Origin of the sequence: Streptomyces sp. NPDC056503, from assembly GCF_042794995.1 — a bacterium.
GTDB lineage: Bacteria > Actinomycetota > Actinomycetes > Streptomycetales > Streptomycetaceae > Streptomyces.
Genome location: NZ_JBHTST010000133.1, coordinates 1 through 24,741, shown reverse-complemented (window position 1 = coordinate 24,741; position 24,741 = coordinate 1). Strand labels below are relative to the sequence as shown.

Annotated in this window: 18 protein-coding genes; 10 read left to right on the top strand and 8 right to left on the bottom strand. The window is 72.3% G+C overall.

The window, feature by feature from the left end; genetic code table 11:
- Positions 1–49: 49 nt before the first annotated feature.
- Together ACFQ8C_RS29920 and ACFQ8C_RS29915 are read right to left on the bottom strand one after the other, a co-directional pair.
- Positions 50–2,200, bottom strand: a complete 2,151-nt coding sequence (locus ACFQ8C_RS29920) for a helix-hairpin-helix domain-containing protein (RefSeq protein WP_383463326.1) — start codon at positions 2,198–2,200, stop codon at positions 50–52.
- A complete protein-coding gene (locus ACFQ8C_RS29915; RefSeq protein WP_383463324.1) occupies positions 2,197–3,174 on the bottom strand; it encodes an aldo/keto reductase in 978 nt (325 codons plus the stop codon). Before ACFQ8C_RS29915 ends, ACFQ8C_RS29920 begins: the two co-directional genes overlap by 4 nt.
- A 153-nt stretch (positions 3,175–3,327) precedes the next feature.
- Between ACFQ8C_RS29915 and ACFQ8C_RS29910 the strand changes: the two genes are divergently transcribed.
- Positions 3,328–4,377, top strand: coding sequence for an LLM class F420-dependent oxidoreductase (locus ACFQ8C_RS29910; protein ID WP_383463321.1), 1,050 nt, complete (start codon positions 3,328–3,330; stop codon positions 4,375–4,377).
- A gap of 224 nt (positions 4,378–4,601) precedes the next feature.
- The gene (locus ACFQ8C_RS29905; RefSeq protein ID WP_383463319.1) at positions 4,602–5,387 is read left to right on the top strand and encodes a ferritin-like domain-containing protein; all 786 of its coding nucleotides are present in this window, start codon (positions 4,602–4,604) and stop codon (positions 5,385–5,387) included.
- 23 nt (positions 5,388–5,410) lie between these two features.
- Here ACFQ8C_RS29905 and corA read toward each other — a convergent pair whose 3' ends face one another.
- A complete protein-coding gene (gene corA, locus ACFQ8C_RS29900; RefSeq protein ID WP_383463317.1) occupies positions 5,411–6,403 on the bottom strand; it encodes a magnesium/cobalt transporter CorA in 993 nt (330 codons plus the stop codon).
- 114 nt (positions 6,404–6,517) lie between these two features.
- On the opposite strand from corA, the gene ACFQ8C_RS29895 reads away from it, so the two are divergent.
- From ACFQ8C_RS29895 to mshC, 4 genes are all read left to right on the top strand, one after another.
- Entirely contained in the window at positions 6,518–7,207 is a 690-nt protein-coding gene (locus ACFQ8C_RS29895; protein WP_383463314.1) for a histidine phosphatase family protein, read from the top strand.
- Between the two features lie 67 nt (positions 7,208–7,274).
- Complete coding sequence (locus ACFQ8C_RS29890) at positions 7,275–7,865, top strand: DUF3090 domain-containing protein (protein ID WP_383463312.1); 591 nt, start codon at positions 7,275–7,277, stop codon at positions 7,863–7,865.
- Positions 7,862–8,668 (top strand): SCO1664 family protein, encoded by an 807-nt coding sequence (locus tag ACFQ8C_RS29885; RefSeq protein WP_383463310.1) that lies wholly within the window; start codon positions 7,862–7,864, stop codon positions 8,666–8,668. The genes ACFQ8C_RS29890 and ACFQ8C_RS29885 overlap by 4 nt, the downstream gene beginning before the upstream one ends.
- A 157-nt stretch (positions 8,669–8,825) precedes the next feature.
- Positions 8,826–10,055, top strand: a complete 1,230-nt coding sequence (mshC, locus tag ACFQ8C_RS29880) for a cysteine--1-D-myo-inosityl 2-amino-2-deoxy-alpha-D-glucopyranoside ligase (protein WP_383463307.1) — start codon at positions 8,826–8,828, stop codon at positions 10,053–10,055.
- Positions 10,056–10,104: 49 nt separating this feature from the next.
- On the opposite strand, the gene ACFQ8C_RS29875 is transcribed toward mshC, so the two are convergent.
- From ACFQ8C_RS29875 to ACFQ8C_RS29855, 5 genes are all read right to left on the bottom strand, one after another.
- Positions 10,105–11,142, bottom strand: a complete 1,038-nt coding sequence (locus ACFQ8C_RS29875; RefSeq protein ID WP_383463305.1) for a PAC2 family protein — start codon at positions 11,140–11,142, stop codon at positions 10,105–10,107.
- A gap of 201 nt (positions 11,143–11,343) precedes the next feature.
- Positions 11,344–12,951, bottom strand: coding sequence for an FAD-dependent oxidoreductase (locus tag ACFQ8C_RS29870; protein WP_383463302.1), 1,608 nt, complete (start codon positions 12,949–12,951; stop codon positions 11,344–11,346).
- A gap of 16 nt (positions 12,952–12,967) precedes the next feature.
- Complete coding sequence (gene glpK / locus ACFQ8C_RS29865) at positions 12,968–14,494, bottom strand: glycerol kinase GlpK (protein ID WP_383463298.1); 1,527 nt, start codon at positions 14,492–14,494, stop codon at positions 12,968–12,970.
- Positions 14,495–14,556: 62 nt separating this feature from the next.
- On the bottom strand, positions 14,557–15,315 hold the full coding sequence (locus ACFQ8C_RS29860) for an MIP/aquaporin family protein (protein WP_383463295.1): 759 nt from the start codon (positions 15,313–15,315) through the stop codon (positions 14,557–14,559).
- A 277-nt stretch (positions 15,316–15,592) separates the two neighbouring features.
- Positions 15,593–16,357 carry an IclR family transcriptional regulator gene (locus tag ACFQ8C_RS29855; RefSeq protein WP_383463292.1) on the bottom strand — a complete coding sequence of 255 codons (765 nt, stop codon included), beginning with the start codon at positions 16,355–16,357 and terminating at the stop codon, positions 15,593–15,595.
- 256 nt (positions 16,358–16,613) lie between these two features.
- Here ACFQ8C_RS29855 and metH point away from each other — a divergent pair, with 256 nt between their 5' ends.
- The 4 genes from metH to ACFQ8C_RS29835 all read left to right on the top strand — a co-directional run bounded on the left by metH (position 16,614) and on the right by ACFQ8C_RS29835 (position 24,707).
- Positions 16,614–20,123 carry a methionine synthase gene (metH, locus tag ACFQ8C_RS29850; RefSeq protein ID WP_383463289.1) on the top strand — a complete coding sequence of 1,170 codons (3,510 nt, stop codon included), beginning with the start codon at positions 16,614–16,616 and terminating at the stop codon, positions 20,121–20,123.
- A 160-nt stretch (positions 20,124–20,283) separates the two neighbouring features.
- A complete protein-coding gene (locus tag ACFQ8C_RS29845) occupies positions 20,284–20,982 on the top strand; it encodes an HAD family hydrolase (RefSeq protein ID WP_383463287.1) in 699 nt (232 codons plus the stop codon).
- A gap of 490 nt (positions 20,983–21,472) precedes the next feature.
- Complete coding sequence (locus ACFQ8C_RS29840) at positions 21,473–23,065, top strand: ABC transporter substrate-binding protein (protein ID WP_383463284.1); 1,593 nt, start codon at positions 21,473–21,475, stop codon at positions 23,063–23,065.
- 67 nt (positions 23,066–23,132) lie between these two features.
- Positions 23,133–24,707 carry an ABC transporter substrate-binding protein gene (locus ACFQ8C_RS29835; RefSeq protein ID WP_383463282.1) on the top strand — a complete coding sequence of 525 codons (1,575 nt, stop codon included), beginning with the start codon at positions 23,133–23,135 and terminating at the stop codon, positions 24,705–24,707.
- Positions 24,708–24,741: the final 34 nt, after the last annotated feature.

Sequence of the window (24,741 nt, the reverse complement as noted above, 5' to 3'; positions counted from 1 at the left end):
GCACGTCACTTCGGTGACGTGCCGGCCCTCCGGCGTCCTCCGTCCGCCCCTACTCCTCGTCGGACGCGGCGAGGAGGGCGATCAGGAGGGGGCGCAGCCGGGTCGTGCGCGCCGGGGCGAGGACCTCGGCCACCGACCGGGGCAGCGCCTGGTCCACCCCGTGGACGACCGACAGGTGGCGCTCGGCCCGGCCGAAGGCCGTGTAGACCCACGGCCGGCTCAGGCCCGGCGCCGCGTCGCCCGGCAGGACCACGACCACCGCGGGCCAGCGGCCGCCGGCCGCCTGGTGCGCGGTCAGCGCCCAGCCGTGCCGCAGCGCCGACTCCACCCGCTCCTTCGGCACGACGAGCTCGCCGTCCGCGGTGCGCACCCGGAGCCCCTCGGCGTCGGCCCCGAGGACCGTGCCGGTCACCGTCCGGCCGGGCACCGGCGCGTACGCCACCCGGTCGCCCGGGTCGTAGCCGCCGAAGCGGCCGGGTCCGGGGTTGAGCCGCTGCTTCAGGGCCGTGTTCAGCGCGCGCGTCCCGGCCGAGCCACCGTGGCCGACCGTGATCACCCGCGTCTGCTCGGGGGCCAGCCCGAAGGCGCGCGGCACCGAGTCCGCGACCAGCTGGACCGTGCGGTGCACGGCCTCGCCGGCATCCCGCACGGGGACGATCACGACCTCCTTGCCGGGAGCCTCGACCTGGTTCAGCTCGCCGATGCCGATGCCCGAGACCAGCTCGCCCAGCGGGCCGGGGTCGGGGCGGCGGGAGGCCACCCGGGGACAGACCCGGGCCGCGAGCGCGTCGCCGAAGACGGCGCCGGGGCCGGGCGCCCCGAGGACCTCCGGATCGCCGCTGAGGACCAGCCGACAGCCGTCCGGGAGGGCCTCGACGAGCATCGCGCCCGTCTCCACGTCCAGCTGCGGGGCGTCGAGCACCACCAGCAGGTCCAGGGCGAGGGAGCCCTCCTCGTCCCGGCCGGGACCGGCCGTCCCGGAGAGCAGCGCGGCGAGCGTGACGGCCGTCCCGGAGGCGCGGTCCTCCTCGCCCAGGCGCTCGGCGTCGTGCACCGTGACCAGGACCCGCAGGCCGCGCTCCCGTGCCGCTGCGGCCAGTGCCACCGGTTCGGCGCGGGCGGCCTCGCCGCCGGTGTGCAGCACCAGACCGTGGCCGCCGACGGCCCGCTCCAGCTCGCCGCCGTCCCACTCCTCGGCGGTGACGGTGCGCACCAGGCGGGCGAGGCCGTCCGCGAGGCTCTCCTCGGCCAGCGCGTAGCGGTCGAGCCCGAGCAGGGGGGGCTCCGCCGGCCCCTCGTCCGTCCCGGCGCCCTCCGAGCGCCCCTCGCCGTCCTCGCCGTCTCCGCCGTCCTCGTCCTCCTCGTCCTCCTCGGAGTGCTCCGGGGCCTCCTCCTGGAAGAGCAGGACGGCGCCCTCGGAGACGGCCGTGCCGACGGCCTGCTCCGGCTCGGGGACCTGGTGCCGGGCGAGCCCGGCCACCGCCTCGTCGAGGGTGAGCGCGGTGTGACCCTGGAGGGCGGCCCGGTCGAGCAGCCACACGGTCAGGGCGACGGCCCGGCGCGGGTCGTCAGGGCCGCAGGCGCCGCCGAGCAGCGCCCGCGCGAAGCCGTCGGCCTGCTCCGGCCGCACCCCGGGAACGGCGAGGAGCCGCCACGGGTCCTCGGTCAGGGCCTCGGCGGCCCGCTCGCCGAGCGCGCCGGCGACCTGCCCGGCCAGCGCCTCGGGCGCGCCGCCGCGGACCAGCACCTCGCGGACCCCGGCCAGCGCGCCCGCGGTGGGCGCGGGCGGCGCCGCGGGGGCGGCGGGACGGACGGTGGTCTCGGGCGTCCGCGCGGCGCGCGGCGGCTCGGGAGCCGGCGTGAAGAAGGCGTCGCCGGACGCGGAGCCGCCCTCGACGGCCCGTACGGCGGCGAGCAGATCGGCGGCGGTGCCGCTGAGCTTGGCCCCGCTCGTCACGGGCCCGGACTTCCCGGCCTTCCGCGCCTCGATCCTGGCCCGCAGCTCCCGCTGGGCCGCCAGCTCCGCCTGCGCCTCGCTCAACTCCTGCGCCTCGTCCTTCGAGGCCTCGGCGGAGGACTCGGCGGAGGCGTCGGACGCGTCGGTCGCCTCGGCGGACGGCGTCGTGTCCTCGTGGTCCAGGTCCTCGCGGTCCACGTCCTCGGGTGCCTCGGGCGCGGTCTCCCCGGCAGGCTCGGTCACAAGGTGCTCCAGTCGTGATCCGGATAGCGGTGCACGGGCGCGGACACATCGTCCAAAGCCCGGCAGATCTCGTCAGGAAGACTAAGGCCCTCCACCGACAGCGCGGCCGTGAGCTGCCGGGCCGTGCGCGCGCCGACGATCGGGGCGGTGACGCCCGGCCGGTCCCTGACCCAGGCGAGCGCCACGTGCAGCGGGCTCGTGTGGAGCCCGTCGGCGGCGGTGGTGACCGCCTCCACGATCCGGCTCGCGGCCTCGTCGAGGTACGGCTCCACGAACGGCGCCAGCGCCTCGGACGCGCCCCGGGAGTCGGCCGGGGTGCCGCCGCGGTACTTGCCGGTGAGCACCCCGCGGCCCAGCGGGGAGGAGGGCAGCAGGCCTATGCCGAGGTCGATGGCGGCGGGCAGCACCTCCCGCTCGACGCCGCGCTGGAGCAGTGAGTACTCCAGCTGCGCCCCGGCGAGTCGGGTGCGGTCGCCGGACAGCTGCCAGGTGCCCGCCTTGGCGAGCTGCCAGCCGCAGAAGTTCGCCACGCCCGCGTACCGCGCCCGGCCGCTGCGTACCGCGATGTCGAGGGCCTGGAGGGACTCCTCCAGAGGTGTGTACGGGTCGTAGGCGTGAAGCTGCCACAGGTCGACGTGGTCCGTGCCGAGCCGGGCCAGGGAGGCGTCGAGCGCGGCGAGCAGGTGGCCGCGCGAGCCGTCGGTGCGGCGGTCGGGGTCCGGGACGCTGCCGGCCTTGGTGGACAGGACCAGGTCGTGGCGGGGCACGAGCCGCTCCATGAGCCGGCCGAGCAGGTACTCCGCCTCGCCGCCGCCGTACACGTCGGCCGTGTCCACGAGTGTGCCGCCCGCGTCCCAGAACGCCTTCAACTGCTCGGCGGCGTCGTGCTCGTCGGTGTCCCGCCCCCAGGTGAGCGTGCCGAGCCCGATGCGCGAGACCCGCAGGCCGGTACGTCCGAGATGCCTCTGCTCCATGGGCGGGACATTACTGGCCAGGGCACCACGCGCAGAGACCCTGTGGACGGAAGCTGTGGACGACGGCGTGGCGTCCGGCTCCTGACGGATGCGGGGAGGGCGCGCTAGAGTCCGGACCGAGAGACGTTACCGATGGGTAAGGGGTGCGTGGAAATGCGGCTCGGCATCAACCTCGGCTACTGGGGCGCCGGCATGGACGGCGACAACCTGGCCGTCGCCCAGGAGGCCGACCGGCTCGGCTACGACGTCTGCTGGGCGGCGGAGGCGTACGGCTCGGACGCGCCGACCGTGCTCTCCTGGGTCGCCGCGAAGACGGAGCGGATCGACGTCGGCTCGGCGATCATGCAGATCCCGGCCCGCCAGCCCGCGATGACGGCGATGACCGCCGCCACCCTGGACTCGCTCTCCGGCGGCCGGTTCCGCCTCGGCCTCGGCGTCTCCGGCCCGCAGGTCTCCGAGGGCTGGTACGGCGTGAAGTTCGACAAGCCGCTCGCCCGCACCCGCGAGTACGTGGAGATCGTCCGCAAGGCGATGTCCCGCGAGCGCCTGACCCACGAGGGCGAGCACTGGACGCTGCCGCTGCCCGGCGGCCCCGGCAAGCCGATCAAGCTGACCGTCCACCCGCAGCGCGAGCACATCCCGCTGTACATCGCCGCGATCGGTCCGAAGAACCTGGAGCAGACCGGCGAGATCGCCGACGGCGCCCTGCTGATCTTCCCCTCGGCCGAGCACCTGGAGGAGACGGCGCTGCGGCCGCTGCGGGCGGGCCGCGAGAAGGCCGGTCTGACCATGGACGGCTTCGACGTCTGCCCGACGCTGCCGCTCGCCCTCGGCGAGGACGTCGACGCGCTCGCCGACGTCTTCCGGCCGTACACCGCCCTCTACGTGGGCGGCATGGGCAGCCGCAAGCAGAACTTCTACAACCAGCTCGCGCAGCGGATGGGCTACGAGAAGGAGGCCGCCGAGATCCAGGACAAGTACCTGGCCGGCGACAAGACGGGCGCCGCGGCCGCCGTGCCGCGCTCCCTGATCGACCAGACCGCCCTGCTCGGCACCGTCGACCGGATCGCGGACCGGATGACCGCCTACGCCGAGGCCGGTGTCACCACGCTGACCCTCGCCCCCGCCGGCTTCACCCTCGACGAGCGCCTCACGGCGCTGCGCGCGGGCGTCGAGGCCATGGAGCGGGCCGGCCTGGCGTAAGGGGAGGGGCGGGGAAGCTTCCGCGGCCGTGGTGGGGGCTCGGGGGTCTTCCCCGCCACGGCCGTCATGCCCTTCAACGCGCCACCGCGCCCCCCGGTTACGGCCCCGGCTCTCACTCTTTCGGCCGACACCGCCGCGCCCTCCTGTTGCCCGCCGCCCCGGAGCGCATTTGACTCGGTCTCCCGGACGCGCGGAGTGCGGTCGTCCGCAGGGAGGTGGCAGCGATGCTCACGGCCAAGAGCCTGTTCCAGGAAATCATCGACGACGACGAGGCCTTCCGGCTCTTCTGTTCGATCGCCGCCAGCGGCGAGACGCAGGGCGGCTGGGAGAACGCCCGGATCGCCGCCCTCGTCGCCCCCGGGATGCGGGAACTCGCGCCCAAGATCACCCGGCACGGCGCCGACGAGGACAAGCACGGGCGCATCTTCGACGCGCTGCTGCGCAAGCGGGGCCTCGAACCCGTCCCCGTGCCGCCCGAGACCGACTACACGATGCTCCTCGAACGGCGCGGCATCGGGCTCGCCCACGAGAAGCTCCGCGGCGACGAGCCGCTGACCGAGCGCGACGTCATCGTCTACCTGGCCCACAGCCGGGTCACCGAGCAGCGCGCGGCCGACCAGATGGGCATGCTCGTCACGTACTTCGGGGACCACCCGGAGCTGGGCAAGGCCATCCGGATGATCGACGACGACGAGGTCAACCACCTCGCCTACTGTCACGAGGAACTGCTCCGGCTCGCCCGGGCCGGCCACGGCCGCCTCATCCAGGACACCCTGCGCGAGTCGGCGCTCGCCGAGATCCGGGTCTACCGGGACGTCAGCCTCGCCGTCATGGGCCACATGGGCCGGATCCTGAAGTGGCCGAAGGCCAAGGGCGCGGTGCTCGTCGCCGGCATCCACGGCGTGTACGCCTACGAGCGCGCCGCCGGCTGGCACAAGATGATCAGCCTGCGGATGCCCGAGCGGCGCGACGCCCTGGGCGGCCCCGCCAGGCCCGCACCGGCCTTCTGACGTCACGGGCGGCGCGGTCGGGGTCAGAGCCAGCCGCGCCGCTTGAACAGGCGGTACAGGCCCGTCACGGCCCCCGCCATCAGCAGGACCACCGCCGGGTACGACCACCCCCAGTGCAGTTCCGGCATGTGGTCGAAGTTCATGCCGTAGATGCCGGCGACCATCGTCGGCACCGCGGCCATCGCCGCCCAGGCCGAGATCTTCCGCATGTCGTCGTTCTGCCGCACCCCCATCTGCGCCAGATGCGCCGACAGCACGTCCGACAGCAGCCGGTCCAACCCCTCCACCTGCTCGTTGGCCCGCAGCAGATGGTCGTTGACGTCCCGGAAGAAGGGCTGCGACTCCTCGTTCACGAACGGCACCGCGCCGGCCGTCAGCCGGGCCATGGGCCCCGCCAGCGGCCCCGTCGCCCGCCGGAACTCCAGGACCTGCCGCTTCGCGGTGTAGATCCGCGCCGCCGTGTTCGCCGTACCGGTCCCGCCCGGCGCGAAGACGTCGGCCTCCAGCTCCTCCAGGTCCACCTGGAGCTCGCCCGCGACGTCCAGGTAGTGGTCCACCACCGCGTCGCTCACCGCGTACAGCACCGCCGTCGGCCCGTGCCGCAGCACCTCCGGCTGGGTCTCCAGGCGCTTGCGTACCGCCGCCAGGGGCGCCCCCTCCCCGTGCCGGACCGTCACCACGAAGGAGTCGCCGAGGAAGAGCATCAGCTCGCCGGAGGAGACCCGGTCGCTCTCCGGCTCGTAGTCCACCGGCTTCAGCACCACGAAGAGGGAGTCGTCGTACACCTCCAGCTTGGGCCGCTGATGGGCCTTCAGGGCGTCCTCGACGGCCAGCGGATGCAGCGCGAACTCCGAGGCGACATGGTCGAACTCGGCCTCCGTCGGCTCGTAGAGACCGACCCACAGGAAGGCGTGGCCGCTCTCCCGGGCCTCGGCCAGGGCGTGCGAGAGGTCGCCGCCGCAGTCGGTCCGGCGCCCGTCGCGGTAGAGGGCAGAGTCGACGATCACGCGAGGCATTCTCCCCCGGACCGGCCCGAACCGCACGCGCGCGTGCCCGCCGCCCTTCTGTTCCCCCCGCTTGGCCCGGCGCCCGGCCGTCTCCCCGCGCGCGTGCGCCGTAGGCTGGCCGACATGGCCACGCTCATCCTCGTCCGGCACGGACGCTCCACCGCCAACACCTCCGGACTGCTCGCCGGCCGCACGCCGGGCGTGGCGCTCGACGAGCGCGGGGCCGCCCAGGCCGCCGCCCTGCCCGCCCGGCTCGCCGGGATCCCGCTCGCCGCCGCCGTCTCCAGCCCCCTCCAGCGCTGCCGCGAGACCCTTCAGCCGCTCCTGGACGCCCGCCCCGACCTCCCCCTCCACGTCGAGGAGCGGGTCAACGAGTGCGACTACGGCGACTGGTCCGGCCGCAAGCTCGGCGAGCTGAACGACGAACCGCTGATGGAGGTCGTCCAGGCGCACGCCTCGGCCGCCGCCTTCCCCGGCGGGGAGTCCATGCGCGCCATGCAGACCAGGGCCGTCGAGGCGGTGCGCGACTGGAACGCCCGGATCGACTCCGAGCACGGCGAGGACGCCGTCTACGCCCTCTGCTCCCACGGCGACGTCATCAAGTCCCTCGTGGCCGACGCCCTCGGCCTCCACCTCGACCTCTTCCAGCGGATCCACGTCGACCCCTGCTCGCTCACCGTGATCCGCTACACCCGGCTGCGCCCCTTCCTGGTCCGCCTCGGCGACACCGGCGACCTCGCCGCGCTGATCCCCCGCGAGACCCCCGGCAACGGTGGGACGGCCGAGGTGGGAGGCGGCGCGGGCGCACCGTGATCCTCCCGCGCAGTAGGGTGGACTCGCCGTTGCAGTACGACAGTCGACAGTCAAGGGAGCCGGGAGAGTGTCCCGTCAGGTGTTCCTCTACGACCCGCCGGAGCGTTTCGTGGCCGGCACGGTCGGGCTGCCTGGCCGCCGCACGTTCTTCCTCCAGGCGTCCGCGGCCGGGCGGGTCACCAGCGTCGCCCTGGAGAAGACCCAGGTCGCCGCACTCGCCGAACGCATGGACGAACTCCTCGACGAGGTCGTGCGCCGCACCGGGGGCAACGCCCCCGTCCCGGCCATGGCACCCGCCGACATCGCCGACACCGCCCCCCTCGACACCCCCGTCGAGGAGGAGTTCCGGGTCGGCACCATGGCGCTCGCCTGGGACGGCGAGGAGCAGCGCATGATCGTCGAGGCCCAGGCCCTCGTCGAACTCGACGCGGACTCCGAGGAGGACCTCGCCGCGGCCGAGGAACGGATGCTCCAGGACGAGGAGAACGGCCCGCCGATGCTCCGCGTCCGCCTCAGCGGCGCCCAGGCCCGCGCCTTCGCCAAGCGGGCCCTGGACGTGGTCAACGCCGGCCGGCCGCCGTGCCCGCTGTGCAGCCTCCCGCTGGACCCGGAGGGCCACGTCTGCCCCCGCCAGAACGGATACCGCCGCGGAGCATGAGCAGCACCCCCGGGTTCCCGCCGGACACCGAGCTGCTCGCCCGTGGTGAGCTGACCGTGCGCGGACAGGTCCGCGAGGCCTCCAACGCGGTGCTCTACTGCGCGATCGTCCACGAGGGCCGCGAGGCCGCCTGCGTCTACAAGCCGGTCGCGGGGGAGCGCCCCCTGTGGGACTTCCCCGACGGCACCCTCGCCGAGCGCGAGGTCGCCGCGTACGAGCTCTCCGAGGCCACCGGCTGGGGCCTGGTCCCGCCCACGGTGCTGCGGGACGGCCCGTACGGCGAGGGCATGGTCCAGCTCTGGGTCGAGGCCGACCCGGAGGCCCGGCTGCTCGCCCTCACCGAGGACGAGGAGGCGGGCGAGGGCTGGAAGGCGATCGGCCCCGCCGAGGTGGGGGAGGGGCGCACCGCGCTCCTCGTCCACGCCGACACTCCCGAGCTGCGCCGGCTCGCCGTCCTCGACGCGGTGATGAACAACGGCGACCGCAAGGGCGGCCATCTGCTCCCCGGCCCGGGCGGCCGGCTGTACGGCATCGACCACGGGGTCTCCTTCCACGTGGAGGACAAGCTGCGCACGTTGTTGTGGGGCTGGGCCGGCCAGGAGCTGCCCGCCGAGGCCACCGAGGTCCTGACGCGTCTCGGCGGCGCGCTGGCCCCCGGGGCGCCCCTCGCCACCCGGCTGGGGGAACTGCTCACGGCCGCCGAGGTGTCCGCCGTACGGGAGCGGGTGGCGGCGCTGCTGGCGTCCGGGCGGCACCCGGAGCCGTCCGGGCAGTGGCCGGCGATCCCCTGGCCGCCGGTCTAGGAACCGTACGGTTTCGGCCACATGCCTCGGCCCGCCGGAAGCCCCGCCGGACCCCTGGGGGGTGTGCACACACGTCGCTCACCCGCAAGAGCGCATGATCAGACAAGATTCCGGATCCGGTTCGTATCCGGAAGAGCTGTCCGGTTACGCTCGGGTCATGCATGCCTGGCCCGCTTCCGAGGTCCCCGCCCTTCCCGGCAAGGGCCGCGACCTCCGGATCCACGACACCGCGACCGGCGGACGAGTGACCCTCGCCCCCGGTCCCGTCGCCCGTATCTACGTCTGCGGCATCACGCCCTACGACGCGACCCACATGGGTCACGCGGCGACCTACAACGCGTTCGACCTCGTGCAGCGCGTGTGGCTCGACACCAAGCGGCAGGTGCACTACGTCCAGAACGTCACGGACGTGGACGACCCGCTCCTGGAGCGCGCCCTCCGCGACGACATCGACTGGACCGAACTCGCCGAGCGCGAGACCTCCCTCTTCCGCGAGGACATGACCGCCCTGCGGATGCTGCCGCCGCGCCACTACGTCGGCGCGGTCGAATCGATACCCTCCATCATCCCGTTGGTCGAACGGCTCCGGGACAACGGCTCGGCCTACGAGCTCGACGGCGACATCTACTTCTCCGTCGAGGCCGACCCGCACTTCGGCGAGGTCTCGCACTACGACACCGAGCTGATGCGGCACCTCTCCGCCGAGCGCGGCGGCGACCCCGAGCGGTCCGGCAAGAAGAACCCGCTCGACCCGATGCTGTGGATGGCCGCGCGCGAGGGCGAGCCCAGCTGGGACGGCGGCAGCCTCGGCCCCGGCCGCCCCGGCTGGCACATCGAGTGCGTCGCCATCGCCCTCGACCACCTCGGCATGGGCTTCGACGTGCAGGGCGGCGGCTCCGACCTGATCTTCCCGCACCACGAGATGGGCGCCTCGCACGCCCAGACCCTCACCGGCGAGTTCCCCATGGCCAAGGCGTACGTCCACGCCGGCATGGTCGCCCTGCACGGCGAGAAGATGTCCAAGTCCAAGGGCAACCTGGTCTTCGTCTCCGCGCTCCGCCGCGACGGCGTCGACCCGGCCGCCATCCGGCTCGCCCTCCTCGCCCACCACTACCGCGCCGACTGGGAGTGGACCGACCAGGTCCTCCAGGACGCCGTCGCCCGCCTCGACCGCTGGCGCGCCGCCGTCTCCCGGCCGGACGGCCCGTCCGCCGACGCCCTGGTCGAGGAGGTCCGCGAGGCGCTCTCCGACGACCTCGACACCCCGTCCGCGCTCGCCGCGGTCGACCGCTGGGCCGCCCGCCAGGAGGCGGACGGCGGCACCGACGAGTCCGCTCCCGGCCTCGTCTCCCGCACGGTCGACGCGCTGCTCGGCGTGGCCCTGTAACCGCAGGAGAACGAGAGGGAGGGACGGCCTCGGCCGTCCCTCCCTCTTCTCACTCCTCGGTGCCTTCCCCGCCGGACTCCTCCGGCTCCTCCGGCTCCTCGGGCTGCTCCGGCTCCTCGGGCTGCTCCGGCTCCTCGGGCTGCTCCGGCTTCGGCGGACGGGTCCGGCCGCTGCCGGGGTCGCGCAGATACGAGGTGTCCCCGCTCTCCGTCGCCACCCCGGGACCGCCGGGTCCCGGCCCCTGGCCCGGGTCGCGCCGCCGCAGATACCGCTCGAACTCGCGGGCGATCGCCTCGCCAGACGCCTCCGGCAGCTCCGCGGTGTCCCGCGCCTCCTCCAGCGTCTGCACGTACTCGGCGACCTCGCTGTCCTCCGCCGCCAGCTGGTCCACCCCCACCTGCCAGGCGCGCGCGTCCTCGGGCAGTTCTCCCAGCGGGATCCGCAGCCCGATCAGGTCCTCCAGGCGGTTGAGCAGCGCCAGCGTCGCCTTCGGGTTCGGCGGCTGCGACACGTAGTGCGGCACCGCCGCCCAGAGGCTCACCGCGGGCACGCCGGCGTGGGTGCACGCCTCCTGCAGGATGCCGACGATGCCGGTCGGACCCTCGTACCGGGTCTCCTCCAGGTCCATCGTCCGCGCCAGGTCCGGGTCCGAGGTGACGCCGCTGACCGGCACCGGGCGGGTGTGCGGGGTGTCGCCGAGCAGCGCGCCCAGGATCACCACCATCTCCACGCCCAGCTCGTGCGCGAAGCCGAGCAGCTCGTTGCAGAAGGAGCGCCAGCGCATCGAGGGCTCGATGCCCCGGACCAGGACCAGGTCGCGCGGCTTGTCGCCGCCGATCCGGACCACGGAGAGCCGGGTCGTCGGCCAGGTGATCTTCCGGACGCCGTTCTCCAGGAACACCGTCGGACGGTTGACCTGGAAGTCGTAGTAGTCCTCGGCGTCGAGCGCCGCGAAGACCTCGCCCTTCCATTCCCGGTCCAGATGAGCGACCGCGGTGGAGGCGGCGTCGCCGGCGTCGTTCCAGCCCTCGAACGCGGCCACCATGACCGGGTCGATCAGCTCGGGTACCCCCTCGAGCTCGATCACCCAGCGCCTCCTTCTTCGAAGTTCGTGTCGTACGGACCAACCTTACGGCTTCCGGGTCGTCCGACCGCAGCCCTCGGGCACGCCCGAAAACGCGTGCGGCCTTGATCGACTACCCAGGATCGGGGCCCCGCACACGGCACGGGTGAGGGGCGGTCACTCCCTCCCCGGAGTGGACCGCCCCTCGGCTCGTGGCGCCCGTGGCTACTCGGCGCGCAGCATCGCGTCGACCTCGGCGCGGATCTCGTCGGTGGCGAGTCCGCGGATGGTCAGGGTGGTGCGGCGGCGCAGCACGTCGTCGGCCGTCTCGGCCCACTCGTGGTCGCGGGCGTAGGCCACCTGCGCCCAGATCTCCGGGGCGTCCGGGTGGATCCGGCGGGCCAGCTCGGGGTTCTCGTTCGCCATCCGGGCGATGTCGAAGGAGAGCGAACCGTAGTGCGTGGCCAGGTGCTTGGCGGTGTCGGCGGCCATCCGGGGGCCGGGGGCCGGGCCGTCGACGAGCAGCCGGTGGGCGACCGCGTTCGGGTTGGCGATGCCGGGGAGCGGCAGTCGCTTCGGGAGCGTGGAGACCGACTCGTAGTCCTCGCCCAGCGGGTGGCCGGGGAGCGCCTCCAGCTTCTTCATGATGGTGCGGCCGATGTGGCGGAACGTCGTCCACTTGCCGCCGGCGACCGACAGCATCCCGCCGCGGCCCTCGGTGACGACCGTCTCGCGCTTGGCCTTGGAGGTGTCGCCGGGACCGCCCGGGAGCACCCGCAGGCCGGCGAAGGCGTAGGTGATGAGGGAGCGGTCGAGCTGCTGGTCGCGGATGGAGAAGGCGGCCTCGTCCAGGATCTGGGCGGTGTCCTTCTCGGTGACCGCGACCTCGCCCGGGTCGCCCTCGAACTCCTCGTCGGTGGTGCCGAGCAGGAGCATGTCCTCCCAGGGGAGGGCGAAGGTGATCCGGTACTTGTCGATCGGGGTGGCGAGCGCGGCCTTCCACGGGGCGGTCCGCTTGAGGACCAGGTGGGCGCCCTTGGAGAGGCGGATGGAGGGGGCCGCGTTGGGGTCCTCCATCCGGCGCAGGTGGTCGACCCACGGGCCGGTGGCGTTGAGGACGAGCCGCGCGGTGACGCCGAACTCCTCGCCGGACATGCGGTCCCTGAGCTCGGCCCCGGTGACCCGGCCCCGGGTGAAGCGGAGCCCGGTGACCTCGGCGTGGTTGAGGACGACGGCGCCGGCGTCGACGGCCGCGCGGACCGTCATGAGCGCCATGCGGGCGTCGTTCATCTGGTCGTCGCCGTAGACGGCGACGGCCTTGAGGTTGTCGGTGCGCAGCTCGGGCACGTCCTGGGCCGCCTTGGCGGGGGAGAGGAGGTGGCCGACGCCGTCGCCGAAGGCGGAGAGGGCGGAGTACGCGAAGACCCCGGCGCCCAGCTTGGCGGCGCCGTGCGGGCCGCCCTTGTAGACGGGCAGGTAGAAGGTGAGCGGGTTGGACAGGTGGGGGGCGACCTGGCGGGAGACGGCGCGCCGCTCGAAGTGGTTCTCGGCGACGAGCTTCACGGCGCCGGTCTGCAGGTAGCGCAGGCCGCCGTGGAGGAGCTTGGAGGAGGCCGAGGAGGTGGCGCCGGCGAAGTCGCCGGCGTCCACCAGGGCCACCCGCAGACCGGACTGCGCGGCGTGCCAGGCGGTGGAGATGCCCAGGATGCCGCCGCCGATCACCAGGAGGTCGTACGTCGCCTTGGCAAGCTGCTCTCTGGTTTCGGCGCGGGTCGGAAGCGAGCCGGCGGCCGGGTGCGTTCCGAGGGCGGGAACGGTCTGCGGGGTGGTCATCTCGGTCTACTCCTCGTCACTTCTCTTCTTCGAGCCAGCCCATGGAGCGCTCCACGGCCTTGAGCCAGTTCTTGTACTCGCCGTCGCGCTTGTCGGCGTCCATGCGCGGGGTCCACTCCGCGGCACGGCGCCAGTTGGCGCGCAGGGCGTCGGTGTCCGGCCAGAAGCCGACGGCGAGACCGGCGGCGTAGGCGGCACCGAGGCAGGTGGTCTCGGCGACCATCGGGCGCACCACGGGGGCGTCCAGGAAGTCCGAGAGGGTCTGCATCAGCAGGTTGTTGGAGGTCATGCCGCCGTCGACCTTGAGCGCGGTCAGCTCGACGCCGGAGTCCTTGGTCATGGCGTCGGTGATCTCGCGGGTCTGCCAGGCGGTGGCCTCCAGCACGGCACGCGCGATGTGCGCCTTGGTGACGTACCGGGTGAGGCCGGCGATCACACCGCGGGCGTCGGAGCGCCAGTACGGGGCGAAGAGGCCGGAGAAGGCGGGCACGAAGTAGGCGCCGCCGTTGTCCTCGACGGAGGAGGCCAGGGTCTCGATCTCGGCGGCGGACTTGATCAGGCCCATCTGGTCGCGCATCCACTGGACGAGCGAGCCGGTGACGGCGATGGAGCCCTCCAGGGCGTAGACCGGCTTGGCCTCGCCGATCTGGTAGCCGACCGTGGTCAGCAGGCCGCTGTAGGAGTTGATGATCTTGTCACCGGTGTTCATCAGCATGAAGGTGCCGGTGCCGTACGTGGACTTGGCCTCGCCCTCGGCGAAACAGGTCTGGCCGAAGAGGGCGGCCTGCTGGTCGCCGAGCGCGGAGGCGACCGGGACGCCGTCGAGGACGCCGCCCTTGACCGTGCCGTACACCTCGGCGGAGGAGCGGATCTCGGGGAGCACCGCGGCCGGGATGTCGATGGACTGGAGGATGCGCTCGTCCCAGGCCATCTCGTGGAGGTTCATCAGGAGGGTGCGGGAGGCGTTGGTGACGTCGGTGACGTGGACGCCGCCCTGGGTGCCGCCGGTGAGGTTCCAGATGACCCAGGAGTCCATGGTGCCGAAGAGGATGTCACCGCGCTCGGCGCGCTCGCGCAGGCCCTCGACGTTGTCGAGCAGCCAGCGGACCTTGGGGCCGGAGAAGTAGGAGGCGAGCGGGAGGCCGGTCTCGCGGCGGAAGCGGTCCTGGCCGACGTTGCGGCCGAGCTCCTTGCAGAGGCCGTCGGTGCGGGTGTCCTGCCAGACGAGCGCGTTGTGCACGGGCTCGCCGGTGTGCTTGTCCCACATCAGCGTGGTCTCGCGCTGGTTGGTGATGCCGATGGCCTTGACGTCGGCGGCGGTGATGCCGGCCTTGACGACGGCGCCGGCGACGACCTCCTGGACGTTGGTCCAGATCTCGTTGGCGTCGTGCTCGACCCAGCCCGGCTTCGGGAAGATCTGCTCGTGCTCCTTCTGGTCGACCGAGACGATCCGGCCGTCCTTGTCGAAGACGATGCAGCGGGACGAGGTGGTGCCCTGGTCGATGGCGGCGATGAACGGCCCGGCGGTGTGGGCGTCGGTCACGGTGTGCTCCTGGGGAAGTCTGGGAAGGACGGCTCGGGGCTCTGGTGCTGTTCTCGTACGGATCAGGCGAACGCGAGCTTGTAGATACCCGCCGCGAGGGCTCCGCCGACCAGCGGACCGACGACCGGGATCCAGGCGTAGCCCCAGTCGGAGCCGCCCTTGTTCGGCAGCGGCAGCAGGGCGTGCACGACGCGCGGGCCGAGGTCGCGCGCCGGGTTGATCGCGTAACCGGTCGGGCCGCCGAGCGAGAGGCCGATCGAGACCACCACGAAGGCCGTGATGAGGGCGCCGAGGACGCCGAGGCCCTTGCCGCTGTCGTTGAGGCCCTGGGTGAGCACGGCGAGGACGAGCACGACGGTGCCGATGACCTCGGTGGCGAGGTTCTGCCAGGTGTTCCGGATCTCGGGGCCCGTGGAGAAGACGCCGAGCACGGGGCCGGGGCCCTCGACGGGCTTCTCGCCGACCGTCTCCGGGTCGGTGAGGTGGGCCAGGAACTGGCCGTAGTAGGCGACCCAGACCAGGGCGGCGCCGATCATCGCGCCGAGCAGCTGGCCGGCGACGTAGACCGGCACGTCGCCCCACTCGCCGTCCTTGACGGCGATGCCGACGGTGACGGCGGGGTTCAGATGGGCGCCGGAGAGGGAAGCGGTCATGTAGACCGCCGTCATGACGGCGAAGCCCCACCCGAAGGTGATCGCGAGCCAGCCCGCGCCGCGTGCCTTGGAGCTCTTGAGCGTCACGGCGGCGCACACGCCGCCGCCGAGAAGAATGAGTACGGCGGTACCGATGGTCTCGCCGAGGAAGATGTCGGAGCTGGACACCCGCGACTCCTTTGTCCTTCGTCCAGGGGATGGCGAACCCCGGTTCTCCCCGGTGGTCCGCGCCCTCGTGTGAGGGCGTCCACGGCCCTTGGCACTGCCACACTCTAGCGCGTATTGCCGGTAGGTGTTCGACAATGCCGACCGATGAACGGAAGTTTTGCCCCGGGGTTAACAGCGCGTCAAGGGTCTGGGAAACGAAAAACCCGCCGATAACGCGATCGTTACCGACGGGTTCGCTCTCCGTGCGGGCCGGCTCACCGGTCCCGCGGGCGCGGCCTCAGAAGCGGCCCGCCCCCAGGTCCCGGGAGACCGCCCGGGCGCAGTCCCGCACCGCCGCCACCAGCTCCGGGCGCAGCTCCCCGGCCGGACACAGCCGCTCCACCGCCCCGGTGACCGCCACCGCGCCCACCGGCATCCGGCGACGGTCGTGGATCGGCGCCGCCACCGAGGCCACACCCTCCCAGGTCTCCTCCACGTCCGCGGCCCAGCCGCGCGCCCGGGTCATGTCGAGCAGCGACTCGAACTCCTCCAGGCCCGTGACCGTGCGCGGCGTGAACGGCTCCCGCGCCACCTCCACGACCTCGCTGTGCGCCACCGGGTCGTACGCCGACAGCACCTTGCCCAGCGCCGTGGAGTGCAGCGGCTGCATCGCCCCCACCTCCAGGACCTGGCGGCTGTCGTCCGGCCGGAAGACGTGGTGCACGATCAGCACGCCCTGCTGGTGCAGCACCCCCAGGTGCACGCTCTCCCCGCTGGACCGGGCCAGGTCGTCCGTCCACACCAGGGCCCGTGCCCGCAGCTCGTGCACGTCCAGATAGCTGTTGCCGAGCCGCAGCAGCTCCGCCCCCAGCTGATAGCGGCCCGAGGGGGCGTCCTGCTCGACGAAGCCCTCCGCCTGGAGGGTGCGCAGGATGCCGTGGGCCGTGCCCTTGGCCAGCCCGAGCGAGGAAGCGATGTCGGACAGGCCGAGCCGGCGCTCGCCGCCCGCGAGCAGTCGCAGCATGGCCGCCGCCCGTTCAAGCGACTGGATGTTCTTCGCCATCGCCCGGCCCTTCTCCTCACCTATCGCACGCACAATGCTGTTCGACAATGCTGAACACTATCGGTCGATGCCGACCTTGCCTCGCACCTGACAGTGTCCTCGAAGAAGGGGCCTCACCGGGAGTCCTCGCACACAGGATGCCGTCCGCCTTGTGGGATGCCATGTCCGCCCCGGCCGAACGACGGTTACGCTGAGCCCGAGCACCCTGTGCCCAGGGTGCGAAGCCGACAGCCGTCGCAGCCCAGGGAGCCCCTTCATGGCCTCGTTGCCGACCCCTTCCGCCGACAGTCGGAGCCGCGTCGCCGCGCTCCGCGAAGCACTCGCCACCCGCGTCGTCGTCGCCGACGGCGCGATGGGGACCATGCTCCAGGCCCAGGACCCCACCCTCGAGGACTTCGAGAACCTCGAAGGCTGCAACGAGATCCTCAGCCTCACCCGGCCCGACATCGTCGCCTCGGTCCACCGCGAGTACTTCGCCGCCGGCGTCGACTGCGTCGAGACCAACACCTTCGGCGCCAACCACGCGGCCCTCGGCGAGTACGACATCGCCCACCGCGTCCACGAGCTCTCCGTGGCCGGCGCCCGCGTCGCCCGCGACGTCGCCGACGAGTTCACCGCCGCCGACGGGCGCCAGCGCTGGGTCCTCGGCTCCATCGGCCCCGGCACCAAGCTGCCGACCCTCGGCCACGCCCCGTACACCGTCCTGCGCGACGCCTACCAGCAGAACGCCGAGGGCCTCCTCACCGGCGGCGCCGACGCGCTCATCGTCGAGACCACCCAGGACCTCCTCCAGACCAAGGCGTCCGTCATCGGCGCCCGCCGCGCCCTCGACGCGCTCGGCGCCGACGTGCCGCTCGTCGTCTCCGTCACCGTCGAGACCACCGGCACCATGCTCCTCGGCTCCGAGATCGGCGCCGCCCTGACGGCCCTGGAGCCGCTCGGCATCGACATGATCGGGCTCAACTGCGCCACCGGCCCCGCCGAGATGAGCGAGCACCTGCGCTACCTCGCCCGCCACTCGCGCATCCCGCTCTCCGTGATGCCCAACGCCGGCCTGCCCGTCCTCACCTCCGACGGCGCCCACTACCCGCTCTCCCCGGCCGAACTCGCCGACGCCCAGGAGGGCTTCGTCCGCGACTACGGCCTCTCCCTCGTCGGCGGCTGCTGCGGCACCACCCCCGAGCACCTGCGCCAGGTCGTCGAGCGCGTCCGCGGCCTCGCGCCCACCCCGCGCGACCCCCGCCCCGAGCCCGGTGCCGCCTCCCTGTACCAGACCGTCCCGTTCCGGCAGGACACCTCGTACCTCGCCATCGGCGAGCGGACGAACGCGAACGGCTCGAAGAAGTTCCGCGAGGCGATGCTCGAAGGCCGCTGGGACGACTGCGTGGAGATGGCGCGGGACCAGATCCGCGAGGGCGCCCACATGCTGGACCTGTGCGTGGACTACGTGGGCCGGGACGGCGTCGCCGACATGGACGAGCTGGCGGGCCGCTTCGCGACCGCCTCCACCCTCCCCATCGTCCTCGACTCCACCGAGGTCGAGGTGATCCGGGCCGGCCTGGAGAAGCTCGGCGGCCGCGCGGTCATCAACTCGGTCAACTACGAGGACGGCGACGGCCCCGAGTCCCGCTTCGCGAAGGTCACCCGGCTGGCCCAGGAGCACGGCGCCGCGCTCATCGCCCTCACCATCGACGAGGAGGGCCAGGCCCGCACCGTCGAGAAGAAGGTCGAGATCGCGCAGCGGATCATCGCCGACCTCACCGGCAACTGGGGCATCCACGAGTCGGACATCCTCATCGACACCCTGACCTTCACCATCTGCACCGGTCAGGAGGAGTCCCGCAAGGACGGCATCGCGACGATCGAGGCGATCCGCGAGCTGAAGCGCCGCCACCCGGACGTCCAGACCACCCTCGGTCTGTCGAACATCTCCTTCGGCCTCAACCCGGCCGCCCGCATCCTGCTCAACTCGGTCTTCCTCGACGAGTGCGTGAAGGCCGGCCTGGACTCCGCCATCGTCCACGCCTCGAAGATCCTCCCGATCGCCCGCTTCGACGAGGAGCAGGTCACCACCGCCCTCGACCTGATCTACGACCGGCGCGCCGAGGGCTACGACCCGCTCCAGAAGCTGATGGCCCTCTTCGAGGGCGCCACCGCCAAGTCCCTCAAGGCCGGCAAGGCCGAGGAGCTGGCCGCGCTGCCGCTGGAGGAGCGCCTCAAGCACCGGATCATCGACGGCGAGAAGAACGGCCTGGAGGCCGACCTCGACGAGGCCCTCACCACCACCCCGGCCCTCGACATCGTCAACAACATCCTCCTCGACGGCATGAAGGTCGTCGGCGAGCTCTTCGGCTCCGGCCAGATGCAGCTGCCGTTCGTGCTCCAGTCCGCCGAGGTCATGAAGACCGCGGTGGCCTACCTGGAGCCGCACATGGAGAAGACGGACGCCGACGGGAAGGGCACGATCGTGCTCGCCACCGTCCGCGGCGACGTCCACGACATCGGCAAGAACCTCGTCGACATCATCCTCTCCAACAACGGCTACAACGTCGTCAACATCGGCATCAAGCAGCCGGTCTCCGCCATCCTCGAAGCCGCCGAGGAGCACAGGGCGGACGTCATCGGCATGTCCGGTCTCCTCGTGAAGTCCACCGTGATCATGAAGGAGAACCTGGAGGAGCTGAACCAGCGCGAGCTGGCCGCCAAGTACCCGGTCATCCTCGGCGGCGCCGCCCTCACCCGCGCCTACGTCGAGCAGGACCTCCACGAGATCTACCAGGGCGAGGTCCGCTACGCCCGCGACGCCTTCGAGGGCCTGCGCCTCATGGACGCCCTCGTCGCCGTCAAGCGGGGCGTCCCCGGGGCCATACTCCCCGAGCTGAAGCAGCGTCGGGTCGCCAAGGGCACCGCCGCCCTCCAGGTCGACGAGCCCGAGCCCGGCGGCCGCTCCGACGTGGCCACCGACAACCCCGTCCCCACCCCGCCCTTCCAGGGCACCCGCGTCGTCAAGGGCATCCCGCTCAAGGACTACGCCTCCTGGCTGGACGAGGGCGCCCTCTTCAAGGGGCAGTGGGGCCTCAAGCAGAACCGGGCCGGCGACGGACCGACGTACGAGGAGCTGGTGGAGACCGAGGGCCGGCCCCGCCTGCGCGGCTGGCTGGAGCGCCTGCACACCGAGAACCTCCTGGAGGCGGCCGTCGTCCACGGCTACTTCCCGTGCGTCTCCAAGGGCGACGACCTGATCATCCTCGACGACGCCGGCAACGAGCGGACCCGCTTCACCTTCCCCCGCCAGCGCCGCGGCCGCCGCCTCTGCCTCGCGGACTTCTTCCGTCCCGAGGAGTCCGGCGAGACCGACGTCGTCGGCCTCCAGGTCGTCACCGTCGGCTCCAGGATCGGCGAGGCCACCGCCGAGCTCTTCGCCGCCGACTCCTACCGCGACTACCTGGAGCTGCACGGCCTCTCCGTGCAGCTGGCCGAGGCCCTCGCCGAGTACTGGCACGCGCGCGTGCGCGCCGAGCTGGGCTTCGGCGGCGAGGACCCGGCGAACGTCCAGGACATGTTCGACCTCAAGTACCGCGGTGCCCGCTTCTCCCTCGGCTACGGCGCCTGCCCCGACCTGGAGGACCGGGCGAAGATCGCCGAACTGCTCCGGCCGGAGCGGATCGGCGTGCACCTCTCCGAGGAGTTCCAGCTCCACCCGGAGCAGTCCACCGACGCCATCGTCCTCCACCACCCCGAGGCGAAGTACTTCAACGCCAGGTGACCGCCCGTGGCCCACGGGTGACCACTCGCCGAAGCCCGGGCGCAAATCACAGCGCCCGAGGTGATCGCGACGTACACTTGTCGGTCCAGTGCAGGCCGGTCCTCCTCCCCGTACCGGGGGTGGGGGCCGGCCTTTCCGTCCCTCCATGGAGGTGTGCCGGATGACCAGTACGGTCCCCGCGTCCCTGTTCCGCGCCAACGGAAGCTCCGCCCTGCAGGCGGTCTTCCTCGACATGGACGGGACCCTCGTCGACACCGAGGGCTTCTGGTGGGACGCGGAGGTCGAGGTCTTCGCCGGCCTCGGACACCGGCTCGACGAGGCCTGGAAGGACATCGTGGTCGGCGGTCCCATGACCCGCAGCGCCGGCTACCTGATCGAGTCCACCGGCGCCGACATCACCCTCGACGAGCTGACCGTGCTGCTCAACGAGAAGTTCGAGCAGCGCATCGCGCGCGGCGTGCCGCTCATGCCCGGCGCCGAGCGGCTCCTCGCCGAACTGGCCCGGCACGCCATCCCCACCGCCCTCGTCTCCGCCTCCCACCGGCGGATCATCGACCGCGTCCTGGAGTCCGTCGGCCGCGACCGCTTCCACCTCACCGTCGCCGGTGACGAGGTCACCCGCACCAAGCCGCACCCGGAGCCCTACCTGACCGCCGCGCACGGCGTCGGCGCCGACCCCGCCCTGTGTGCCGTCATCGAGGACACCGCGACCGGTGTCGCCGCCGCCGAGGCGGCCGGCTGCCGGGTCGTCGCCGTGCCGTCCGTCGCGCCGATCCCCGCCCTGCCCGGCCGGGTCGTGGTCCGCTCCCTGGAAGAGGTCGACGTGCCCTTCCTCCGGACGCTGATCTCGGGAATCTGAGCTTTATCTGAGCTTTTCCGCGGCCTCCCCGGGACCTTCCCGGGGAGGCCGCGGGCTTTCCCCCACCTAATTGATCCAGGCCACCCCTCGAATTCCGGCCGCGTGACCTTGGTCACCCAGCGTGCTCGCCGAAGGGTGACCCGCCCCCGTTCCATGCCCGGAATGCGGACGTCCGCCGCCCCTTTGTGTCCCGTTTCGCTCGCTCCCGTCCGCCTCGCGCACCGCATGACTATCGAGGGGGACGCATTCATGGTCACCCTGCGATTACCCCTCCATCGGCCACCCCGTCCGGCCGCGGCGGCGCCGCCCACTAATCTTTCGCGAGTACTTCGCCGCAATCACCGCGTGCACCGGCGCATACCCAAGTCGCCGAGAACACAGGAACGATCGCAACTTCCCGGCCCGATCGCTCCCGCCCCGACCGGGCGGCCGGCGGCGGAGTGTCGTCATGACCGCTTTACCCCAGGCCGGCTGAGGAGAACGTCCCTTGATGAACCGCAAGACCTTGGTGCTGCCGGCCGTGGCCGGACTGCTCGCCCCTCTGCTCGCCGCCTGCGGCACGGGGGAGGACGCCAGAGCCATCGTCGTCGGAACCACCGACCAGTTCGTCGCCACCGAGGAGGCACCCGCCCCCCTCGACCCGGCCTACGCCTACGACACCGGCGCCTGGAACATCCTCCGCCAGACCGTGCAGACCCTGGTCCACGTCCCCCGAGGCGGCGGCCGGCCCGTCCCCGAGGCCGCCGAGACCTGCGCCTTCTCCGACACCGCCAGCGAGAGCTACCGCTGCGTCCTGCGCGCCGGCCTCACCTTCGCCGACGGCACCCCCGTCACCGCCGAGGACGTCAAGTACTCCATCGACCGGGTCCGGAAGATCAAGTCCGACAACGGCGCCGCCGCCCTCCTGTCGACCGTCGACACCGTCGAGACCAAGGGCGACCGCGAGGTCGTCTTCCACCTCAACGCCCCCGACGCCACCTTCCCGTACAAGCTCTCCACCCCCGTCGCCGGCATCCTCAGCAAGGACAAGTACGCCGCCGACAAGCTCCGCGAGGGCTTCGAGGTGGACGGCTCCGGGCCCTACACCCTCAGGACCGAGCGGAACGGCGACCAGGCCACCCGCTTCGTCTTCTCCCGCAACCCCCGCTACAAGGGCGACATCACGCCCCGCAACGAGCAGGTCGAACTCCGCGCCTACGCCGACGCCGGCGCCATGGGCAAGGCCCTGGAGGGCAAGGACATCGACATGATGGCCCGCTCCCTCTCCCAGCAGCAGATCCGCGACCTCACCGAGAGCCCCTCCGACGGCATCCGCGTCTCCGAGGTCCCCGGGCTGGAGATCCGCTACCTCGGCTTCAACACCAAGGCCCCCGGCGTCGAGGAGAAGGCCGTCCGTCAGGCCATGGCCGCCGTCGTCGACCGGGGCGCCCTCGTCAACCGGGTGTACGGCCCCACCGCCGAGCCGCTCTACTCGCTCATCCCCACCAGCATCAGCGGCCACGCCACCCCCTTCTACGAGGAGTACGGCGAGGGCGACCGCGACCGCGCCGCCGCCATCCTCCGCAAGGCCGGCGTGAAGACCCCGGTCAAGCTCACCCTCAACTACACCACCGACCACTACGGCGCCGAGACCGCCGAGGAGTTCGCGACGCTGAAGAACCAGCTCATCGCGAGCGAACTCTTCGACGTCACCGTCAAGGGCACCGCCTGGTCCGAGTTCCGCCCCGCCCAGCGCCGAGGCGACTACGCCGTCTACGGCCTCGGCTGGTTCCCCGACTACCCGGACCCGGACAACTACGTCGCGCCCTTCCTCGACAGCGACAACTTCCTCGGCACCCCGTACGTCAACAAGACCGTCCGGGACCAGCTCATCCCGCGGTCCCGCCGAGAGGCCGACCGCACCGCCGCGAGCCCCGACTACCACCGGATCCAGAAGATCGTCGCTCAGGACGTGCCCGTCCTGCCGCTCTGGCAGGGCAAGCAGTACGTCGCCGCCCGCGACGACATCAACGGTGTCGAGTACGCCCTCAACACCTCTTCGGACCTGCTGCTCTGGGAGCTGAGCCGCGGCACCACCGCCTGACCCCTTCGTTGTACCGGCCGCGCGGCCGCGCGCGGCCGGCCTGGCAAGAGATCACGAGGCAAGTTCTGTGAAGACGCACCACAAGTGGCTGACCGCCCCGCTCGCCGCGGGCCTCTCCGCCGCCCTCCTCGGCGGCTGTGGCACCGAGCAGGGCGCGGGCTCCGGCACCGCCGGCGGCATCCGGGTCGGCATGTCCGACGAGATCATGGCCACCGACCCGGCCGCCGGTTACGACCCCGGCTCCTGGCTGCTGTTCAACAACGTCTTCCAGTCCCTCCTCGCCTTCCCCAAGGGCGGCTCCCTGCCCGAGCCCGAAGCCGCCGACAAGTGCGGCTTCGACCCCGGCAGCACCGTCTACACCTGCACGCTCCGCCCCGGCCTGAAGTTCTCCAACGGCAACCCGCTCACCTCCGAGGACGTCAAGTTCTCCTTCGAGCGCGCCCTGAGGATCGCCGACCCCTCCGGCCCGGCGCCGCTGCTCTCCACCATCGACACCATCGAGACCCCCGACGAGCGGACCGTCGTCTTCCGTCTCAAGGTCCCGGACGCCACCTTCCCCAGCAAGATCGCCTCCGGCGCCGGCTCCATCGTCGACCACCGCGAGTACCCCGCCGACGCGCTCCGCACCGACGGCAAGGCCGTCGGCTCCGGCCCGTACAAGCTGGACTCCTTCGGCGACACCGAGGCCGCCTTCTCCGCCAACTCCGGCTACCAGGGCACCGCCGAGCGGCGCAACGACAAGATCACCCTCAAGCTCTACCGGGGCGACCGCTCGGCCCTCGCCAAGGCCTTCGCCGACGGCGACGTCGACATCGCCTACCGAGGCCTCTCCGCCGCCGACATCTCCACCCTGGAGACCTCCGGCGCCGACCGCGACGTCCAGGTCGTCCAGGGCGGCAGCGCCGAGGTCCAGCACCTCGTCTTCAACATGAAGGACCCGGTCGCCGGCAAGCTCGCCGTCCGCAAGGCGATAGCCCACCTCGTCGACCGCGACGCCCTCGTCGAGGACGTCTACAAGTCGACCGCCACGCCGCTCTACTCGATCGTCCCGGCCGGCATCAACGGCCACAACACCGCCTTCTTCGACACCTACGGCGCCCCCGACCCGGCCAAGGCGAAGCAGGTGCTGCGCGCCGCCGGCATCAAGGGCAAGGTCACCCTGACCCTCTGGTCCACCCCCAGCCGCTACGGCCCCTCCACCGACGCCGAGCTCAAGGCCATCGCCGCCCAGCTCAACGCCAGCGGCCTCTTCGCCGCCGACGTCAAGTCCGTCCCCTTCGACCAGTACGAGGAGGACATCGCCGCCGGCAAGTACGGCGTCTACGTCAAGGGCTGGGTCCCCGACTACCCCGACGCCGACAACTTCACCGCCCCGTTCTTCGGCGAGGGCAACGTCCTCGCCAACCACTACGAGAACAAGGCGATCACCGGCACCCTCCTGCCGAAGACCGCCGCCACCGCCGACCGCTCCGCCACGGACGAGGAGTACGGCGCGATCCAGGACGCCGTCGCCGAACAGCTGCCGCTCCTCCCGCTCTGGCAGGGCAAGCAGTACGCCGTCACCCGCGACGGCGTCACCGGCCTCGAATGGACCCTCGACGCCTCGACCGTCTTCCGCTTCTGGGAGATCCGCAAGAGCTGACCCCCGTCCCCCGGGTACGGCGGAGGGCCCGGCG

Excerpts from the sequence above, each read along its gene's own strand:
- ACFQ8C_RS29915 (WP_383463324.1), bottom strand. The coding sequence starts at position 3,174 with ATGGAGCAGAGGCATCTCGGACGTACCGGCCTGCGGGTCTCGCGCATC.
- ACFQ8C_RS29840 (WP_383463284.1), top strand. The coding sequence starts at position 21,473 with ATGAACCGCAAGACCTTGGTGCTGCCGGCCGTGGCCGGACTGCTCGCC.
- metH (WP_383463289.1), top strand. The coding sequence starts at position 16,614 with ATGGCCTCGTTGCCGACCCCTTCCGCCGACAGTCGGAGCCGCGTCGCC.
- ACFQ8C_RS29885 (WP_383463310.1), top strand. The coding sequence starts at position 7,862 with ATGAGCAGCACCCCCGGGTTCCCGCCGGACACCGAGCTGCTCGCCCGT.
- ACFQ8C_RS29870 (WP_383463302.1), bottom strand. The coding sequence starts at position 12,951 with ATGACCACCCCGCAGACCGTTCCCGCCCTCGGAACGCACCCGGCCGCC.
- ACFQ8C_RS29855 (WP_383463292.1), bottom strand. The coding sequence starts at position 16,357 with ATGGCGAAGAACATCCAGTCGCTTGAACGGGCGGCGGCCATGCTGCGA.
- ACFQ8C_RS29910 (WP_383463321.1), top strand. The coding sequence starts at position 3,328 with ATGCGGCTCGGCATCAACCTCGGCTACTGGGGCGCCGGCATGGACGGC.
- ACFQ8C_RS29895 (WP_383463314.1), top strand. The coding sequence starts at position 6,518 with ATGGCCACGCTCATCCTCGTCCGGCACGGACGCTCCACCGCCAACACC.
- ACFQ8C_RS29845 (WP_383463287.1), top strand. The coding sequence starts at position 20,284 with ATGACCAGTACGGTCCCCGCGTCCCTGTTCCGCGCCAACGGAAGCTCC.
- ACFQ8C_RS29905 (WP_383463319.1), top strand. The coding sequence starts at position 4,602 with ATGCTCACGGCCAAGAGCCTGTTCCAGGAAATCATCGACGACGACGAG.
- mshC (WP_383463307.1), top strand. The coding sequence starts at position 8,826 with ATGCATGCCTGGCCCGCTTCCGAGGTCCCCGCCCTTCCCGGCAAGGGC.
- corA (WP_383463317.1), bottom strand. The coding sequence starts at position 6,403 with ATGCCTCGCGTGATCGTCGACTCTGCCCTCTACCGCGACGGGCGCCGG.